General features: G+C 56.5%; 13 protein-coding genes and 1 tRNA gene. 7 read left to right on the top strand and 7 right to left on the bottom strand.

Annotation, left to right across the window (positions count from 1 at the left end):
- The 5 genes from dapA to ALMA_RS03575 all read left to right on the top strand — a co-directional run bounded on the left by dapA (nt 1) and on the right by ALMA_RS03575 (nt 7,743).
- Complete coding sequence (gene dapA / locus ALMA_RS03555) at nt 1-903, top strand: 4-hydroxy-tetrahydrodipicolinate synthase (protein ID WP_169712309.1); 903 nt, start codon at nt 1-3, stop codon at nt 901-903.
- Between the two features lie 98 nt (nt 904-1,001).
- Nucleotides 1,002-2,936: a ribonuclease J gene (locus ALMA_RS03560; RefSeq protein ID WP_094726392.1), complete on the top strand. Its 1,935-nt coding sequence runs from the start codon at nt 1,002-1,004 to the stop codon at nt 2,934-2,936.
- 40 nt (nt 2,937-2,976) lie between these two features.
- Nucleotides 2,977-5,562, top strand: a complete 2,586-nt coding sequence (gene pepN / locus ALMA_RS03565) for an aminopeptidase N (RefSeq protein ID WP_094726393.1) — start codon at nt 2,977-2,979, stop codon at nt 5,560-5,562.
- Between the two features lie 105 nt (nt 5,563-5,667).
- Nucleotides 5,668-7,059: a phosphoglucosamine mutase gene (glmM, locus tag ALMA_RS03570; protein ID WP_094726394.1), complete on the top strand. Its 1,392-nt coding sequence runs from the start codon at nt 5,668-5,670 to the stop codon at nt 7,057-7,059.
- A 30-nt stretch (nt 7,060-7,089) separates the two neighbouring features.
- Nucleotides 7,090-7,743 (top strand): peptide deformylase, encoded by a 654-nt coding sequence (locus ALMA_RS03575; RefSeq protein ID WP_094726395.1) that lies wholly within the window; start codon nt 7,090-7,092, stop codon nt 7,741-7,743.
- Between the two features lie 549 nt (nt 7,744-8,292).
- Here ALMA_RS03575 and ALMA_RS03585 read toward each other — a convergent pair.
- The 5 genes from ALMA_RS03585 to ALMA_RS03605 form a co-directional block, all read right to left on the bottom strand.
- Entirely contained in the window at nt 8,293-10,311 is a 2,019-nt protein-coding gene (locus ALMA_RS03585) for an aryl-sulfate sulfotransferase (protein WP_094726397.1), read from the bottom strand.
- 120 nt (nt 10,312-10,431) lie between these two features.
- A complete protein-coding gene (gene merA / locus ALMA_RS03590; RefSeq protein WP_244568850.1) occupies nt 10,432-11,823 on the bottom strand; it encodes a hypothiocyanous acid reductase MerA in 1,392 nt (463 codons plus the stop codon).
- Nucleotides 11,789-12,247, bottom strand: a complete 459-nt coding sequence (locus tag ALMA_RS03595) for an Rrf2 family transcriptional regulator (RefSeq protein ID WP_094726399.1) — start codon at nt 12,245-12,247, stop codon at nt 11,789-11,791. The genes merA and ALMA_RS03595 overlap by 35 nt, the downstream gene beginning before the upstream one ends.
- Before the next feature lie 533 nt (nt 12,248-12,780).
- Nucleotides 12,781-13,983, bottom strand: a complete 1,203-nt coding sequence (locus ALMA_RS03600; RefSeq protein WP_094726400.1) for a hypothetical protein — start codon at nt 13,981-13,983, stop codon at nt 12,781-12,783.
- Between the two features lie 338 nt (nt 13,984-14,321).
- Nucleotides 14,322-14,394: transfer RNA gene (locus ALMA_RS03605), tRNA-Arg, on the bottom strand.
- Nucleotides 14,395-14,521: 127 nt separating this feature from the next.
- Here ALMA_RS03605 and ALMA_RS03610 point away from each other — a divergent pair.
- On the top strand, nt 14,522-15,016 hold the full coding sequence (locus tag ALMA_RS03610; RefSeq protein ID WP_211278332.1) for a GNAT family N-acetyltransferase: 495 nt from the start codon (nt 14,522-14,524) through the stop codon (nt 15,014-15,016).
- A 14-nt stretch (nt 15,017-15,030) separates the two neighbouring features.
- Here ALMA_RS03610 and ALMA_RS03615 read toward each other — a convergent pair whose 3' ends face one another.
- Nucleotides 15,031-15,282 carry an exodeoxyribonuclease VII small subunit gene (locus ALMA_RS03615; RefSeq protein WP_244568851.1) on the bottom strand — a complete coding sequence of 84 codons (252 nt, stop codon included), beginning with the start codon at nt 15,280-15,282 and terminating at the stop codon, nt 15,031-15,033.
- Between the two features lie 10 nt (nt 15,283-15,292).
- Nucleotides 15,293-16,654, bottom strand: coding sequence for an exodeoxyribonuclease VII large subunit (gene xseA / locus ALMA_RS03620; RefSeq protein WP_094726402.1), 1,362 nt, complete (start codon nt 16,652-16,654; stop codon nt 15,293-15,295).
- Between the two features lie 65 nt (nt 16,655-16,719).
- Between xseA and ALMA_RS03625 the strand changes: the two genes are divergently transcribed.
- On the top strand, nt 16,720-17,277 hold the full coding sequence (locus tag ALMA_RS03625; RefSeq protein WP_094726403.1) for a GNAT family N-acetyltransferase: 558 nt from the start codon (nt 16,720-16,722) through the stop codon (nt 17,275-17,277).
- Nucleotides 17,278-17,534: the final 257 nt, after the last annotated feature.

Raw genomic sequence — 17,534 nt, forward strand, 5'->3', positions numbered from 1 at the left:
ATGCATCTGTTAGAAAGTGCGCCGTTCGGGCGAGTAATTCCAGCTATGGTTACTCCTATGAAGGCGGATGGAACCGTGGACTACGAGGCTGCGCAGAAACTCGCGCAGCACCTCGTGGCTGACGGTGCAGATGGCATCTTACTGAATGGAACGACCGGCGAGTCTCCTACGACGCACCTCGAAGAGAAAATAGACATCGTGCGTGCTGTAAAAGAAGTCGTCGATGTCCCTATTATTACGGGCGCCGGTTCGAATGATACTGCGCATTCTGTGCGCATGGCTGAGCATATCCAGGAAGCAGGTGCAGATGCCCTGCTCATCGTAGCTCCGTACTACTCGCGCCCATCGCAGGAAGGAATCTACCAGCACTATAAGGCTGTGAATGATTCCTCTGATGTGCCAGTTATTATCTATGACGTCCCAGGACGCACAGGAGTGCGCATCTCGACGAATACGTATGTTCGTCTCGCTGGTCTGTCTCAGGTTAAGGCAGTGAAGGATGCTACGGGAGACCTCGCGGCTGCAGTAGTGAAGAAGATGGAGACGGGCTTGGCATGGTACTCCGGGGATGATGGAGTATACTTACCGTTCCTGTCCATCGGAGCAGTAGGCATCATATCCGTCATCGCGCATGTGGCTTCCGGTCCTTTGCGTGAGCTTACTGCTGCTTTTGATGAGGGACATATCCTCGAAGCACAGCGCATAGCCGTCCAGCTCGCACCACTCGTAGGTGCTTTAAATGGAGACGGTTTCCAGGGCGTGATGGCGAAGGCTGCGTGCGAAGTACAGGGATATATCTCTGACTCGACCATGCGCTTGCCGAACGTGGGACCGAATGCGGATCAGCTCGTGAAAGCACGTGAAGGAATGCGTGCTGCTGGCGTGCTCAAGCACGCGAAGTAAGGATGAGAGACATAGTCATTCAGTACAGGTAGTGGATAAGGCTTCACGAGCCTGCCTTTACGATGCGCAGGTTCCTACGTTATAACGAAAGGTGTATCATGCCTTCCACTCAAGGAACGCGTAAGAATACGCGAAAAAATGCTACGGGAGAAAAGCGCAGCGCGCGCTCTGCATCATCGACCCGTTCGACCCGTTCGTCCAGCTCGTCTCGCGGTGGCTCTCGCCGCTCGAGTGCTGCAGCAAGCACGCGTAGCCGCAAACCACGCACGAATAGCCGAAACAGCGGACCAGTACGTGCAGTAAACGCTCAGGCGAACCCGAATACCACATCAGACGGTATGCCACTGATAGCTCCTCCGAAGTATCGCAAGGGCTCTATGCGCATCGTGCCACTGGGTGGCCTCGGCGAAATCGGCCGTAACATGAATGTGATCGAATATAACGGTCACATCCTGCTCATCGACTGTGGTGTGCTCTTCCCAGAAGAAGAGCAGCCGGGCGTAGACCTCATTCTGCCAGACTTTAACTATATTAAGGACCGCCTCGATAAGGTGGAAGCACTCGTGCTCACCCATGGTCATGAAGACCACATCGGTGGAGTACCGTATCTGCTGCGTCTGCGCAAGGATATTCCGCTTATCGGCTCGAAGCTCACCCTCGCACTCGTCGAAGCGAAGTGTAAGGAACACCGCATTAATCCAGTCCTCAAGCCTGTTCAGGGCCGCGATAAGATGAAGGTGGGTGCCTTTAACCTCGAGTTCATCAGCGTGACGCACTCCATTCCGGATGCGCTTGCCGTGTCGGTAAAGACCCCGGCAGGACACATCATCGATACGGGGGATATGAAGCTCGACCAGCTTCCGCTCGATCATAAGATCACTGATCTGCGCCAGTTTGCGAAGCTCGGCGAGCAGGGTGTGGACCTGCTTATGTCCGACTCGACGAATGCAGAAGTGCCAGGCTTTGTGAAGCCGGAAACCACCATCGGTCCGGCTCTCGACCGTGCATTCGGCGAGGCCAGCCGAAAGATAATCGTAGCGAGCTTCTCCTCGCACGTGCACCGCGTCCAGCAGGTGGTGGATGCTGCGCATAAGCACGGGCGTAAAGTGGTCTTCGTGGGACGCTCCATGGTGCGAAACATGGGCATCGCTGCAGACCTCGGCTACCTGCACTTGCCTGAAGATACTGTCGTGGACCTCAAGCAGGCTGCGGATATCCAGGATGATAAGATAGTGTACATGTGCACGGGCTCGCAGGGTGAGCCTATGGCTGCGCTCGGCCGTATAGCAGATGGTAACCACCCAGACATCACCGTGGGTGAGTTCGACACCGTTATTCTCGCCAGCTCTCTGATCCCAGGAAATGAGCATGGCGTCTATAAGGTCATTAACAAGCTCACTCGCATGGGTGCTCGCGTGGTAAATAAGGATAATGCGGCTATCCACGTATCCGGTCACTGTGATGAAGGCGAACTGCTGTACTTCTATAACATCGTTCAGCCGAAGGCCGCCATGCCTATCCACGGTGAGCACCGCCACCTCGTAGCTAATGGCCTCATCGCTGTGAAGACTGGTGTGGACCCGAATAACGTGGTCCTCGCAGAGGATGGTGACGTCGTGGACCTCTATAAGGGCCAGGCGGCTGTAGTGGGCTCTGTTCCATGCGGATATGTCTACGTGGACGGCCAGTCCGTGGGCGAGATAGGCGAAGAAGAACTCGAAAAGCGCCGCATTCTCTCAGAAGAAGGATTCGTTTCCTCCTTCCTCGTGGTGGATACGGACCGCCGTGAGGTCGTCAGCGGCCCGAAGATTTACCTGAACGCTGTGGCCGAAGACGAAAGCGACTTCATGGAAGTGCGCTCGCGCATCGTCTCGGATGTGGAAGATGCCATGGCGCGCGGTACGAAGGATAACCACCAGCTTCAGCAGATCATGCGCCGCACACTCGGGGGCTGGATAGCACGCAAGTTTAACCGTCGTCGCCCTATGATCGTGCCAGTGGTGGCTGACATCGCGAAAGATGTGCAGCGCTAGAAGACGGAAAAATTGACAGAAAAACAAGAAAAGGAGCACCATGCCAGGAGCTAATCTCACACGCGTCGAAGCTCAGGAACGCGCCGGCGTCGTCTCGAACGTCCACTACGCGGTCCACCTCGACGTGAACCAGGGAGACACGGACTTCCGTAGCATCTCGACCATCACCTTCGACGCTCGCGAGGGTGCATCCACGTTCGTGGACCTCATCGCGAACACGGTCACGAGCATCGAGCTGAACGGCGAAAAGCTGGACCCAGCGACCGCATTCGTGGACCATCGCATCGAGCTGAGCGGACTGAAGGCGCAGAACACGCTCACCGTGGACGCGCTCGCACAGTACTCGCACACGGGTGAGGGCATGCACCGCAGCCTCGACCCGACGGACGGAAACGTCTACCTGTATACGCAGTTCGAAGTGCCAGATGCACGCCGCGTCTACGCTGTCTTCGACCAGCCAGACATTAAGGCGACCTTCGACTTTACAGTGGATGCTCCGGAGAACTGGGAAGTCATCTCCATCATGCCAGCGAACGAGCCAGTCTCACTCGGAGAGGGAAGCGGCGCGAAGCGCTGGACGTACCCGACCACCCCGAAGATGAGCTCGTACCTCACCGCCATCGTGGCAGGCCCATATGCCAGCTGGCACACTACGCACACTCTTTCGGATGGCCGCGTGGTGCCTATGGCCATCTACTCGCGCCAGGCTCTGAAGGACGCTATGGCGAAGGACGTGGACTACCTCTTCGACGTGACGAAGAAGGGCATGGACTTCTACGACGAGACCTGGGGCGTACCATATCCATATGCGAAGTACGACCAGCTCTTCGTGCCAGAATATAACGCGGGTGCTATGGAGAACATCGGCACTGTGACCATTCGCGACTCGTACATCTTCGAGTCGAAGGTGACGGATGCTCTCTTCGAGCGTCGCGATGTGACCGTGCTCCACGAGCTGGCGCACATGTGGTTCGGCGACCTCGTGACCATGAAGTGGTGGAACGACCTGTGGCTGAATGAATCCTTCGCGGAGTTTACCTCCACGCTGGCCACTGCAGAGACTACGCAGTGGCACGACGCGTGGGCCACCTTCGCGTCTGGCGAGAAGAGCTGGGGTCAGGCACAGGACGAGATGCCGACCACGCACCCTATCGTGGCGGAAATCAAGGACCTGCATGACACGGAGATTAACTTCGACGGCATCACCTACGCAAAGGGTGCATCTGTCTTAAAGCAGCTCGTGGCGTACGTGGGCCGCAAGGAATTCTTCGCTGGCATTCATAACTACCTCGACAAGCACCAGTACTCGAACGCTACGCTGGCAGACTTGCTTGCTGAGCTCGAGGCGACCTCTGGCCGCGACCTGAAGAACTGGTCGAAGCAGTGGCTGGAGAACGCGGGTATTAATACCATCACTTCGACCGTTACGACGGCTGAGGATGGCACCATCGAAGAAATGGTGCTCACCCAGACTGCTTCTGCGGACTATCCAGTGCTGCGTGACCATCGCCTGGCTGTGGCCTTCTACGATGTAAACGAGGCAACTGGCCTCGTGGAGATGACCGAGCGCTTCGACCTCGACGTGACGGGCGAGCGCACGGTGGTCGAGGCTGTGGCGGGTAAGAAGCGTCCTGCCTTCATCATGGTGAACGAGGATGACCTCACGTACACGAAGCTGCGCTTCGACGCGGAGTCTCTCGAGTTTGCTCGACAGAACCTTTACCGCTTCTCGAGCGCGCTGACCCGCGCTGTGGTGTGGCTGAGCCTGTGGGATATGACTCGCGATGCGCAGTTCCCTGCTGTGGACTTCGTGGAAACGAGCCTGAAGGCACTCGGCACAGAGAAGGAATCCACCACCTTCCGCTATGCGCTTGCGCAGGTGGCTACGGCTACGGGGCACTACGCTCCTGCTGCTCGCCGCGCATCCTTGAAGGTGGAAGTGGCTGAGGAGCTCTTCCGCCTCGCTCAGGCTGCCGATGCTGGCTCGGATGAGCAGTTCCAGCTCGTGACGGCATACCTGAATAACGGCTCGGATCCTGAGTTTGCTGAGCGTGCGGCTGGTTTGCTCTCTGGTTCGCTCGTCTTCGATGGCCTCGAGATAGATAATAACTTCCGCTGGACCATCCTCATCGCGCAGGCAGCTGCTGGCGTGATAGGCGTGTCTGAAATCGATGCGGAGCTCGCTGCTCGCGACACCACGGAAAACCGCCAGTTTGCTGTGATGGCGAAGGCTGCTATCCCTACTGCTGAGGCGAAGGCCTGGGCATGGGAGCAGGCTCTGCATAACGATGAGCTGACGAACTCCCAGCTGGAAAATGTGGCTGGTGGCTTCTCGATGAACTCTGACCCAGAGCTCTACGCTCCATACGTGGATAAGTATGCTGAGGTCATCGACTGGATTTGGGAGAATAAGACCTTCCACATGTCCGAGGCCCTCATGAGCGGTACCGCTCGCGGAACTGGCCTGTATCCGAGCTATGCAGATCCAGCGCGTTTGGTGGAAGTGGGAGAGGCGTGGATGGCCTCGCACGCGTCTGCTGATGCTGCGCTGCGCCGCATGGTGAACGAGAACCTCGACAGTTCCAAGCGCGTGCTGCGCGTCCAGCGCTATAACGAGGCTCTGTAAGGCATAGTTCGCCCTCGATTGAGCACACGTCGGGACACTTAACCTGCCGTCAGACTATGATGGTCTTTCGGCAGGTTTTTCTATAGAGCATTTTAAGGAGAGAAAATGCCACGTTTATTCGGTACTGATGGTGTACGCGGTCTGGCAAATGGCCTTCTGACTGCGGATTTAGCCCTGAAAATGGGAGATGCTGCTGTGCGAGTCTTCGGAGATGACGAGCATGATGCGCAGGGAGGCCAGGGCTCGCACGATGGTACGAAAGGCCGTCAGCGTGCGCTCATAGGTCGCGACACGCGTGTCTCCGGAGACTTCCTTGCTTCAGCGCTGGCTGCGGGTATGAGCGCTGGTGGCTTCGACGTCATCGACGTAGGCATTCTGCCGACCCCGGGTGTGGCGTTCCTCACGTCCGTACTGAACGTGGAGATGGGTGCTGTGATATCTGCCTCGCATAACGCCATGCCGGATAATGGTATCAAATTCTTTGCTCGTGGTGGATTTAAGCTTCCGGACGCGAAGGAAGACGAGATAGAGGAGATCCTCGGCACTGAGTGGAAGCGTCCGACGGGCGCTGGTGTAGGCCGCGTTTCGCACGATAACGTGACGGCTTCGAACCTGTACATAGACCACCTCGTGCAGTCCATCGCTCCTTCTGGTGAGCGCCCTCTGAAGGGGCTGCGTATCGTAGTAGACTGCGCGAATGGCGCGACGTCCGCGGTCGCACCGGAAGCGCTGCGCCGTGCGGGAGCAGATGTAGTGGTGATCAATGCTTCCCCAGACGGATATAACATTAACGACCACGCAGGCTCTACACATCCAGAGCAGCTCCAGGCCATGGTAAAGGCATCTGATGCTGTCATGGGCGTAGCCTTCGATGGTGATGCAGACCGTTGCATAGCAGTCGATGAGGATGGTACCCTCGTAAACGGTGACCAGATTATGGGTATCCTCGCACGCGCGTACCAGCGTGAAGGAAAGCTGAAGGATAACACTCTCGTCATCACAGTGATGAGTAACCTCGGGCTCATCCTCGCCCTGAAGAAAATGGGCATTCAGACCGTGCAGACCGCAGTGGGTGACCGCTACGTGCTCGAAAAGATGCTCGAAGGTGGGTACACTCTCGGGGGTGAACAGTCGGGGCACGTGATTAACCGCCAGTTCGCCACCACAGGCGATGGAACTCTGACTGCCCTGTGCCTCGCGAATGAAGTGATGAAGTCCGGACACAGTCTTAAGGAGCTCGCTGCAGACTTCCCACAGCTGCCACAGCAGCTCGTGAATGTGCCAAACGTGGATAAGATGGCTGCTGCCACGAACGAGGCAGTCCAGGCTGCTGTGCGTGCAGAAGAAGAGCTTCTCGGCGAGACAGGACGCGTACTTCTGCGCCCATCGGGAACTGAACCACTCGTACGTGTTATGGCTGAAGCTGCTACGCAAGAACAGGCAGATGCTGTGTGCGCGAGACTGGCTGATGTGGTAGCGCGAGAATTGGCACTATAAAAACTCTCACAAGAAGAAAGGAACGCGCACATGGCATGGACGAGCGCACACGTGAATAAAGAGTTCGACCGCGAAGTGCGGGCGCTGCTCTCGGATACTGACGAGGACGGAAACCTGCCCATCGTGCAGCTCGGCGAGCCCGTGCTGCGAATGCAGGCAGCGCAGTACGATGGCCAGCTGAGCCAGAAGACGCTGCTCAAGCTCATCGACATGATGCGCTCGACCATGTACGCTGCTCCTGGCGTGGGGCTCGCGGGGCCGCAGATAGGTCTGGGACTGGCCATAGCCGTGATCGAAGATCATGTGCGCGGTGATGAGGATGATCCACGCGGAGTGGCTGAGCTACCGTTTACTGTTCTTATTAACCCGTCGTACGAGCCGCTGGACGATGCGACGGCGAGCTTCTATGAAGGGTGTCTGAGCTTCGACGGATACCAGGCTGTGCGCAAGCGCTGGCTGAATATCCGCGCTCGCTGGACCGATGAGATGGGGCAGGAGCATGAGGAAGAAATGCATGACTGGCCTGCGCGCATCTTCCAGCATGAGACCGACCACCTCGCCGGTGAAGTCTACATCGATAAGGCGGAGACTCGGAGCCTGACCACGTATGATAACCTCGAGGACTACTGGGCCTTCGAGGCTGTGCCGCGCGAGGCGGCTGAGGCGCTGGGATTCGAGCTGTAGGGATTTGTAGGGGACTGGAGCTGTAGCGTGGGGCTGGAGCTGAGGTCCTTTTGAGGGCTGAGAAATAGAGGGCTTATGGGGCGGGATGCGCTTTTGCATTTCGTCCCATTTCTTTTAAGGAGAGGTGGGACGCGCGCGAAACTCACTGGCGGAATCTGGCGGATGGGGCGTGATTGGGAACTAAGGGCATCTAGAATCAATGGGCAGAAATGCAAAGGCCTCGAGAGGATAGGGCTTATCGATAAGAGGACCCCAGTATCGGAGTCTGTACTGGCGATCAGTGACTCTCAAGTAGGTGGAGGAGAGTCTTCATGCTCAGGAAAAGAATCCGTGGTAGTGCAGCGCGGCGAGGGTTTGCATTTCGGCCCATTGGGCTCGCCACCCACCACGGCCTGCGGAAAAGTGATGGGCATATTCAAGCCGTTCATGAAAATCACGCATCCTAGAGTCGTGGGCAGAAATGCAAAAGCGTGCTCGAGAGCCCGGTAATCCCCACCCTGGCTATGGGCTAGCCATGGACCCACCCTAGCCTGGCCTTTTCCTCACGCCTTACCGCACCAGCGGATAGTGCACATACTGCACTCGGTAGAGTGGGCGGAAAGCGGCTAGCTCGCCAGCGTTAAATCGAGAGACGCGCGTGCCTCCCTCAGTCCAGATGTCCCAGGAGCCACTCGTCGTCTGGGACGTGAGAAATGTGCTCGAGAAGAATTGAACATTTGAAAAAAGCGGACTGTACTCTACGGCCTGCGAGGATGTGAGCGTGAAAGTGCGTTCAGTAGTGTTCACGCGGTATGTGTAGATGTACGAGCGGGCGAACTCGCCGGCGTTCTGCGCGCGCTGCGAGGCAGACGGGATAGCCGTGCTCCAGTTGAAGAACGGACGCGTGGGCGAAAATGCAAAATTATTATTAAAGAAGCTGACCGTGTAGCCGTCTGCCGTCACGTCGGAGATGTGAAGGTCGCTCTGGCCGGCAGCATCAGGGAAAGTGCCATCTTTCGTCAGCAGAAGCGGGCCGTAGTCGGCATAATACTGCGTGTCATTCCATAGGGGAGCTGGTCCAATGATGGCAGTGATGACAGGGGAATCGCCCGTCGAGACGTCCAGCGTCAGAAGCGACGAGGTTTCACGCGAGGACAGCAGAATGTGCGTGTCGTCGATAAGCGCTATCGAGTTCAGCCCGAGCCAGTCCCAGCTGGAGGTGGTGCGGGTGACCGATAGCGCGGATGAGCCGCCCGAGCCCGGGCCGCCCGAGCCTGAGACTGAGCCCGAGCCCGAGCTTCCCGCCGCAGACATAGCCACAGCCGCCCGCGTAGTCGCGGACCTATAGGAGCTCATGAGCGAGGCCATATCTGCCATTACGCGCATTTTTCCATTCAGCGCGTTAATGCGCACCACATAAGTGCCCACCTCGCGCGTCGAATCAAAAGTGTCCCCATTCGTCGCTATGGCGAGGATATTTCCGGAGGAATCCATCGTATAGTCGGGCTGCTGAGCGTTCAGCGTGTAGCGTCCGTCGAAATTCAGGAAGCTTTCCACATGACCACTTGGAGCGACGACAGCGAGCTGATTCGGACTAATGGCGTAATACAGCCACCCGCGACGTTCGAGAAAACGCGTCGCCGTGATATTTTTCAGGGGAATTTCGCTGCGGAGCACGCCATTCGTGTCATACATGTACGCGAAATTCGTGCTCGAGTTCGTGCGCGTGGCGGGCATGACTGCGAAGAGTCCGATGGAGCTTGCGCTGTCGGAGCTCCCGCCCTCTCCGTCGAGGTTCAGTTCTCCCAGTCCCACGCTATCTCCCGCATTATGCAGGTCATCCACGCGCACACGCACGGGAGCATCGCTGAGCGTGTCCCCCATCGTATATGTGTATTCACGCGTAGTCGTCTGTCCGTTTGCGTCCGTTATGCTGAACGTCACGACGTTTCGCGTGGCTGGAATAAGCCCCACGACCTGAAATTCGTGCGTGCTCATCCGTTGAGCGTGTGTGGACACTGTCCGTGTGAAGGTGGGGTAGGACGTTTCTGGCGCGTTCACTGTATAGGAGACGCTCGCCGGCTCGTTCGTGACGAAGTACACGTACAGTGCGAGCGTATTCGTGCCAAACGGATTTGCTTCGATGAGCATATTATCTATCGTGTGGCGTGTGGCGTTTTTCGCGCGTTCGATGCGGTTCAGCGCGCGCGTCTGATATCCGATGGTATAGACACGGTCTACCGTCTGGGTGAGGACATTTTCTGGCGCATTTCTTCGTGCCGTATAGTAGGTCAATCCACCCCATACCGTCAGAGCCACGACCAGAACCACAGCGATACTCAGGCTGGCATTCACGAGGCGGTGATGAAGGGGAACGTGGCTGGAGGAGGGGGAGCTATCTGAGTCGTGTGCTCCTTCTGGCACGCGCGCTCCTCTTGCATTTCGGCCCATGGCTCCGAGGCGGGAAGAAGACACATCGCGCCACTGGTCTGCTCGCGTGCGAGTTCCTGAGGAATGATACACCCGAGGAGTGGCGAAATCCTGCGGATCCGAAGCCATATGCGTATCCTTCTCATCGTGTGCGTTCACGCGTATCCTCCTGTGTGTTCTGGGGGCTATGGGCCAAAATGCAAAAGCCAGATAAACTCAAAGCCGTGGTTCGTCTATTATACGAGCCACGGCTTATATGAGAGTAGAAGGGAGAAGTCCCTAGATGTTCAGAAGGTCATTAAAGGACTCACTCATAGTCGGGTGAGTGAAGATGGCATCTCGAACATAGGTGTATGGGATGTGGTTATCCATGGCCATCTTCAGGTAATTAATGAGCTCTTCAGACTGTGCGCCGTAGAGAGATGCTCCCACGATTTCCTTCGTGGAGCGGTCCACGACCACCTTGAAGAGACCGCGAGGGTCATTATTAATCTTATGGCGTGGAATGGTATTCACTGGGACTGCATTCTCGACGACGTCCAAGCCCCGCTCCTGAGCTTGCGCGAAAGTGAGTCCGACGCGGCTGAGGGTAGGCGTGATGAAGACAGAATATGGGATGTGACCACGGTTCGCCGTGGTGCGTTCACCCTGACCGAAGAATTGGCTACGAAGAATGCGGAAGTCATCCAGCGAAATATACGTAAACTGCAGACCGCCCTTTACGTCGCCCACGGCATACACGCCCGGCGCGGTCGTCTCGAGCTTCTCATTTACGAGAACCTCCCCGCGCTCGCCAGTACGAATGTCCGTGTTCTCCAGTCCAAGTCCTTCCGTGCGTGGACGGCGGCCAGTAGCCACGAGCACAGCCTCGCCCTCGAAATCTCCAGCAGAAGTGTGAACGGTCACAGTGCTCTCGCCATCCTCCACGCTTAGCGTATCCACGCCGAGCTCGAAGTGAATGCCGGCAGCCTTCAAATCAGCGACAGCCTGAGCCGCTATCTCGGCATCCTCACGCGGCATGAGCTTCTCGGAGCGCTCGAGAACGGTCACCTCGCTACCGAACGTGTTCAGCATAGACGCAAACTCGAGTGCGATGTATCCGCCGCCGATGATGACGGTGCGCTTCGGCATGTGTTCGAGGTCGAGAGCCTCAGTGGAGGTGAGCATGTAGCGTGAGTCGCGCAGACCTGGAATGTCTGGAACGATGGACGTAGCGCCGGTGTTTATGATGATGCGCTCGGCGGTCAGGGTGCGCAGCGGCTTTTGAGCATGTGCTGGGTCTGCCGCAGCAGCGTCGCTCTCGTCGCTCTCGTCGCTTGCGAAGACGTCGACGACGTTATTCGACGCGAAACGAGCCACGCCATCGATGACATCGATGTTCTCGTCATCGGCGAGCATGTGGTAGTTCTTTCCATTCAGCGCAGTGACGACGCTGTGCTTGCGAGCCATGGCGTCGTCGAAGCTGAGGCCTTGGTTACTCGCCATGACCATGGTCTTGCTCGGAATGCATGCGATGTTTATGCAGGTGCCGCCGTACATCGCCGCGGAACGCTCCACGGCGGCTACTTTCTTCCCCTGCTTGCTTGCGGCCTTCGCAAAGGTCTTTCCGGCCTTTCCGAATCCGATGATGATAATGTCATACTGCTGCGTGGTCTGATCCATGCTTGTCATGGATATCCTCCTTGATGTGAATAGTGTTCAGTATGTCTGAAATGCTAAAACGGGTGTAATACTCGTGCGCGAGCCGATATTCCGCCTCTGCAAAGTCGCTGACTACACTGCTCATATTCCGTGCTATCTCGCAGGTGCTATCCGGTTTCCCGGTCAGCGTACGCGAGTCGAGCGTAGGCGCGCGAAAGAGGTCGAAGACTTCCGAGAGACGCGTTTCTGCTATGCGTGCGGTGCTGGAGTATCCGCCCAATTTTCCGTTCGAGGACTGCACGTACCCTTCGGCGACCAGAATCTTCATCACAGCACGCAGCTGCGCGGGATTCACGCACATAAGTTCTGCCAGTCTCGTCGACGAGAAGCACTCGCCGTCATGCTTGAGCAGGAAAGTCAAGGCATGTAGGGCTATAGTGAAGCTGAGATTCATGACCTATCCTTTCCGTGCGAGCTGAGCTGTAGGTGAGCTGTGGGCTACTGCTTATGGTCACCGAGTGGCAGGGGTAGGAAGAGGAGTATCTAGACGGTTCTCCTAGCCCTGAGCTCTTGTGAAGCTCCCATGTCGTTCGTATTCCTAACAGTAACTTTTATAATTACTATTATAGGGTGGATGGGGCCACGATGCAAACGTGCCGGCGTTTCCTCGTTTTGCATTCTGTCCCACTGGTTATACGTGGAATGGTGGGCTAGAGAGGGTAGTGTGGAGGAAAATAGCGGTTTTCTATGGGGGGTCAGCTCCTAGGAGCACAGAGGTGATGGGCAGAAATGCAAAACGACGCGGGGCTCGGACATAGCGGGGCATGATCAAGAAGTATGAAAGCATGATAAAGGACTCACAGCGCTGTTTCAGAGCGGATGAGAGTCTGAGTGAGAGTCTGAGCTAGAAGAAAAGAGCATGGCTTCGAGTAAGAGGGGCGCGTGTCGGAGCGCCCTCTTACTCGAAGCCATGTGCATTCCTAGGACCTAGTCGAGCTGAAGCAAGCTAGGATCGTTAAAGCTGAGAGCTATAGCCTCCCGGCGTTGAGCCATAACGGTGTCGCTTACGCGAGGAACTCCGAGGGCTTCGAGCTTCATAATGAGATTTGCTGCGTGGTCATAGGCTGCATCATCGTAGGAGAAATGCTGGATTCTGCAGCCTTGCTGCATGAGAGAATTATCGCGATCCACTTGCTGATAGAACACGTCACGTTCGGTCCGTGCGCCCACAGCCTCTATCATGTTTGGATTGCTATACTTCTCGAATCCGTCAAGTTCAGCGATGAGATACGTTTTCTGGTCATTAGACTCTATCCGCCACGCATAGTCCACGCGATGTGTCCGCGTATCCTTCATCCAGGGCTTGCGCATGACACGTTTCCCATAAAAGACATTCGGGAATTCTATCTGCATTTTCGGCATGACGAAGCCTGCCTTAATCATCTCCACGAGAGCGAGGGACTCGGCCTCGTTTTCCGCCTGACCCGTGGTAAAGCGTAAATTGGCAAAAACGTAACGATACCTCTTACAGCGCGTGCGCGTCTCAAGGAAAGCGAGCAGGTCAGCGCGGCTGATGCGAAAGAGGCGCAGAATGTGGTTGCACGCGGGAACAGCGAGGTCGAACGGCAGTAGGCGCATGAGGTCGAAGATGGTCTGCAGAGGCGAGGTGATGGGCAGACCGTTCAGTATTCCGACTGTAGCAGTAATAGCTTTGTACAAAAATGGGATGCGCGCGATACTAGGGAATATGCTATCTGATATAAGCGTATTCTGCTGGTATGCTTCCTCGATTTCCTTATATGGCCGGCTGTCCGGGATATAATGATGACGCTGATGGAGGTTTTTGCGCCGTCTGGTGCAGGTATGCTGATCCATGGCGAAGTGGAGATTTTTGTGGAGATGTCCCAATTTTTTCCCGCCGTCGAAGCAGCCGTACAGCAGTGCGGCTGATATACCGGAGACGACCCAGAACGCGTGGACGACACTAATAGCGTAGAGTGTGGCGATGATGCGCTGTGCGGCAGAAAGAGACCTCCATTCCTGAGCATCAGCGAAGTAGCCCTTGAGGGGTTGGACGATTGTTCCTTTCTGGCAGCGTCGAACAGCCTGTCGGCGAAGGTTTCTATCCTTCGGGTGGTTCAGAGGCAGTCGTGGAAGGACTCTAGGGCCGGTGTACGTGCGTATAGTCATAGGTCCAGTCTGCACTATTTCGAGACCGGATGCCTACTTATTTCGGGATTGTTATCAGATGTGGAAACACGCCCGGATTCTCAGGTGATCGCTTGAAAATGCGGTGGATAACTCGTGGTGGACAGCCAGTTATCCACAGGGAAAGTGGGGGGGGGCACAGGGCTTGTGTGGTTCAGGCCAGTGTTTTGCATTTCGGCCCACGGTGGGCTGGAGATAACGAATGGGTGTGAGAACAAAACCGCGTAAACACGCCACTCTAGGATTTCGGGCAAAAAAGTGAATGGGCAGAAATGCAAAAGCAGCAAAAGCCACAAAAACCACAAAAACCACAAAAAGAGTGCCTCGGATGCGATTCGAACGCACGACACCCACTTTAGGAGAGTGGTGCTCTATCCCCTGAGCTACCGAGGCGAGACAAACATACACAGACATGAAGTGCTGTGCACTCCTCAAAGTGTACACGGTTTTGTGGATTTGTGGAACTGGGCGTGCTGAATAGAGGGGAGGAAGCTCGAGTCGTATCGCTAGAGTAACGGATATGATGATTCGCCACGCTACACTTCATGACCTTGAGCGGCTTGCTGCTCTCGAAGCAGAAGCTTTTCCAGGAGAAGAAGCAGCCTCGGAGCAGAGTATTCGGGAGAGAATACAGACTTTTCCGGAGTGCTTCTGGATAGCTGAGGGCTGTGAAGAAAATCAGACACATATCCTCGCCGCTATAAATGGCATGTGTACCCACATCCCAGACCTTATGGACGAGATGTATGAGAAAGCGAGTCTGCATGACCCACATGGAGAATGGCAGATGATTTTCTCCGTGGCATCGGCTAAAGATCACAGGGGAGAGGGCTATCCGAGTAGGCTGATGAATGCACTCATCGATGATGCACAGATCCAGAAAAGAAAGGGTATCGTTCTCACGTGTAAAGAAGCGCTTATCGGATTCTATGAGCGCTTCGGTTTCGTAGATGAGGGCGTGAGCTCATCGGAGCACGGTGGAGCCGTGTGGCACCAAATGAGGCTCACGCTTTAAATCTACGCACATAGCTACTCTGCAGCCTGAGTTCCCGCATTTGCCTGGAACTGAGCCTGTGCCTCCTGCACCTCATTCAGCTTCTGAGCCACTTCGTCGAGAAGCTTCTGAGCATGCTGAGCGAGTGCTTCACCGAGCTCCCACTGCTGGACTGCAGCATTCAGTTCTAGTCCGCCTGCTTCGAGCTTCTGAACTACTCCTACGAGCTGATCTCGAGCCTGTTCATAGGTGAGCTTTTCTATCTCTGCGCGCTGTTCTTCGTTCATGGTTATCCTCCTAGGAATTCTGAGTCTGAGCGTGAATTTTACCGCTCTTGAGTGTAATGGTGATGTGCTCGCCTTCGTGGATTCGGGATGCATCGACTACGACGGTCCCCGTCGCATCCTGAACGACAGCATAGCCTCGGTCCAGTGTGGACTGTGGGCTCAGAGCCGTTAAGGTCGCATGAAGCTTATCTACTGTGGATGTGGCATCTGCAGTAAAGAAGTTCATCGCGGTGCGCATGCGGGAGCGCGAGTCACGGATGAATTGACCTGGTTTATCTAGAATGCTCTGCGGATGCGTCAAGCTCGGACGCTGCGCATACGCGGCCAGCCGCTGACGCTCCACGTCCACGCGACGCTGAAGCACAGCAAGTGCACGACGGCGTCCATCCGCGACGAACGCCAGCTCCTCACGCACATCCGGAACCACGCGCTTCGCCGCATCCGTCGGCGTGGAGGCGCGCAAATCCGCCACGAGGTCGAGCAGAGTCCAGTCATCCTCATGACCTATGGCAGACACGAGCGGAGTAGTGCACGCAGCAGCTGCGCGTACGACACCTTCATCCGAAAAGCCGATGAGATCCTCGAAAGCGCCGCCACCGCGCGCTACGATGATGACGTCCACAGCAGGATCTGCATCCAGCTCAGCTATGGCGGCAGACACCTCAGGAGGGCAGGATGACCCCTGAACGTGCACGTGCTTGACGATAAAATCCATGCTCGGCCAGCGCAAGCGACTATTCGTGATGACGTCTCCCTCTGCGCGCGCACCAGGAGCGCAGATAAGGCCGAGGGTCTTCGGGAAGCGGGGAAGTGGCACCTTTCGCTCAGCGTCGAAAAGACCTTCGCCTTTCAGTTTTTTACGTAGCAGCTCTATCTGCTCCATGAGCCCACCGCGGCCCACGTGATGAATCTCATCTGCGCGAAGGCTCAGCGAGGTGCGTGCCTGGTAGATACTCGCCTTTCCGTGGATGACGACGAGGTCTCCCTGCTGGAAGGACGCTGCCTGGTAGGCGGGCGCGCCGAAGAAGACGACCTCCATCTGCGTAGAGGACTCGTTATCGCGCAGGGTCATGTATACCTGGCCGGGGCGGCGGGCGTTCATCTGGTGAATCTGGCCTGTCACCCAGGCAGCAGGCCAGCGCTCCACTGCCGTGGCGAATTTACTACTCAGCAGGGAGACTGGCCACGGGTTTTCTTTCGTGGTCTGGCTGGCCATCGCTGGCAGCTCGCGCGGCTGGGGCTGCTGGCCCGCGCTCGCTACGCCGACGTTCGCGCCCGAGCCGACGCTCGTGCTCGCTGCGCCGACCGCGCCGCCGACCTCATACCCCGCGCCCGCGCCCTGCGCCTGGAAAAGAGTAAAACTATCTGTCATGCTTCAAGGATAGTCGGCGAAGTGTACACAAAAAGAGTGTATGATGGGCACTCATAGGAGGAAAAATGGCGCAAATACAGGTCAGAAGGACGACACGCGACGATTTAGCCGAAATCATGGATATCGTGAATGCTGCGAAGGCCTTACTGAAGGACGACGGCAGCTCGCAGTGGCAGAATGGCTACCCAAACGAGTACACGTTCATCGCGGACATCGAGGCAGATGCGAGTTATGTGCTGACCGTGGACGGACAGGTGGCGGCCACGGCTATGCTCTCACTCGGCGAGGAGGCGGGCTACAGTAAGATTTACGGCGGTCAGGTGCGCTATCCGTCCGCCGAGTACGGCACGTTTGGCGTGCTGCATCGTGTGGCTGTTAGTCCCAATTTTCGCGGTATGGGCTTAGTCGAAAAGCTCTGTGTAGAGCTCTTCCGGGAGATGAGAGCAGAAGGAATCCGGGTGGCACGCGTGGATACACACCGAAAGAATGTGAGGATGCAGCGCGTTCTCGAACGCTTAGGGATGACGCAGTGTGGATTCATAACTCTCGACCATGATCCTGAAGACCCGGTGCGCGTGTGCTACGAGGGGCTCGTGGAAAATCTGCTGGGCTTGGTAGAGTAGAACCACAGAAACCAGCTTTGGTGGAGTGCTCGTGAAGTGTCCCGCCAGAGAAGACAGCTGGCTGGCAGTGATCCGTTATCAGCGGGGAGTCATCGGAAGAACCGCGGAGCACACAGGTACGCACGCGTAGTAGACCCGACGGAGCAGACCGGATTCTGTAAAGTGGCGCTGAATCGTCTTCTTTCAGTGCAACCGAGGTGGTACCGCGGGGTGCCGCACGGCAGGGGTGCATGTACACACGATGTGCGCACGCCACA

Source organism: Alloscardovia macacae (assembly GCF_002259705.1).
GTDB classification, from domain to species: Bacteria; Actinomycetota; Actinomycetes; order Actinomycetales; family Bifidobacteriaceae; genus Alloscardovia; species Alloscardovia macacae.